The following is a 1,929-nucleotide window of genomic DNA, read 5'->3' as shown; positions in this document are numbered from 1 at the left end:
GCCTGGTCGAGCCCGAACCGGCAGCCGGGTGAGGGGCGGGCAGGTAGCGGGCGTCGGCATTGTCGCGTCGATGCGGTGCCTTCGGGACCGGTGTCTCCCCTGGAGGGGCGCGGCCTGCCGAGCCCGGTCCTGGCCGGTTCCCGGTCCGACCGAGTCGTACAGGTCAGGCGTGCCTGATCCCGACGTGGAGGCAACGTCGCCGGTACGGCTGGGGTGGGGCGATCGCCAGCTGACCGTCCCCGTTCGACCACGGCCGTTTCCCGTGTAGGGGCGAGGCGTGCCTCGCCCGCAGCGCCGGATGGCGCGGGTGTGCACCGACGATCCAGTTCCCCGGGCCTCCCGGGCCGGGCAGGTCACGCGCACGTGACGAGGTCGGTCCAGGCGCGCGTGACCCCCCTCCAGGGGGCGGCGGTGGTCGGTACGCGAGCCCTCGCTGCCGTCGTCGGGGCGGGACGACCCCCTGGGGTGACGGGAACCTCGTGCCCTGGCAGAATCGGCGCGGCGAAGGGTGTCCCACCGTGGGAGCACGCGCGTGCGCCGGAACGCACCTGACCGCCGCCGCTCGATCCGACTGCCCGGTTACGACTACCGCATGCCGGCCGGGTATTTCGTGACGGTCTGTACGGTCGACCGCGAGCCGCTCTTCGGCACGGTCGTCGGTGGCGCCGTGCAGGTGAACCGGTTCGGCGAGATCGTGCGGGAAGAATGGTTCCGCACCGCGCAGCTCCGCCGGAACGTGCTCCTGCTCGAAGAGGAATTCGTCGTCATGCCCAATCACGTCCACGGGATTGTCTGGCTGACCGAAGACCCGCCGGCCGACGCGTCGCCCTCGGAGCAGGCTGTGCCGCGGCTTCCCGCCGGCAGTCTCGGTGCGGTCGTCGGCGCGTTCAAGGCCGCGGCGGCGCGGCGGATCAACCGGGAACGCGGCACGCCGGGTGCGCCGGTGTGGCAGCGGAATTTCTGGGAACGGATCGTCCGTTCCGACCGCGAGCTGGAGCGGATCCGCCAGTACATCGTCGAAAACCCCCTGCGCTGGCAGGAGGACTCGCTGCATCCGGGGCGCTGGACACCGAGCGAGGCGCTGGACTTCCTGGTCGTGCCCAGCGAGGACGGTCCGTCCACCTCGTAGGGGCACCGGATTCGTCGCCCGTCTTTGCCCTGTAGGGGCGCGGCGTGCCGTACCCGTCCGCGCCGGATGGCGCGGCAATGAGTTCGGTTCCCGGCCCTCTCGGGCCGGACGGGTCGGGCACGCCCGACCCCTACAGGAATGGGCGGTGGTCGATCGGACAACGGTGGACGATAGGCAGGCGACCGCCGGTAACCGACCCCACCCGGTCGGGGCGAGGGATGCGTTGCCCGTCTTTGCCCTGTAGGGGCGCGGCGTGTCGCGCCCGGACGTTCGTCCGTTCCCGGCCCTGACGGGCCGGACGGGTCAGGCACGCCTGACCCGGGCGGGTCACGCACGCGTGACCCCTACAGGAATGGCGGTGGTCGATCGGACAACGGTGGACGATAGGCAGGCGACCGCCGGTAACCGACCCCACCCGGTCGGGGCGACGGGTGCGTCGCCTGTCTTTCCCCTGTAGGGGCGCGGCGTGTCGCGCCCGGACGTTCGTCCGTTCCCGGCCCTGACGGGCCGGACGGGTCGGGCACGCCCGACCGGGCGGGTCAGGCACGCCTGACCCCTACGGGGATAGCGGTGGTCTTGCCCATCGGTGGACGTACGATCGACAACCGTCGCCAACCGCCCACACCCTGTAGGGGCGACGCGTGCGTCGCCCGGCCGCGCCGCCAGGCGCGGGGATGAACCCACGGTACGGTTGCCCGCCCCACCGGGCCCGGCGGGTCAGGCACGCCTGGCCCAGCCGGGTCACGCACGCCCGACCCGGGCGGGTCAGGCACGCCTGACCCCTACGGCGGACGAGGAAA

At 72.7% G+C, this 1,929-nt stretch carries 1 protein-coding gene; it reads left to right on the top strand.

Features of this window, described 5'->3' with window-relative positions:
* The first annotated feature begins 592 nt into the window (after positions 1-592).
* Positions 593-1,129: a transposase gene (locus OO015_RS09545; RefSeq protein WP_416236597.1), complete on the top strand. Its 537-nt coding sequence runs from the start codon at positions 593-595 to the stop codon at positions 1,127-1,129.
* Positions 1,130-1,929 lie beyond the last annotated feature (800 nt).

The sequence above is a fragment of the Thermomicrobium sp. 4228-Ro genome (assembly GCF_026241205.1).
Classification (GTDB): Bacteria; Chloroflexota; Chloroflexia; order Thermomicrobiales; family Thermomicrobiaceae; genus Thermomicrobium.
Note: the sequence above shows the minus strand (reverse complement) of the source record. Positions and strands in the feature narration are given on the sequence as shown.

Bases quoted from the DNA above. Each gene is read 5' to 3' on its own strand.
- OO015_RS09545 (WP_416236597.1), top strand. From the start codon at position 593: ATGCCGGCCGGGTATTTCGTGACGGTCTGTACGGTCGACCGCGAGCCG.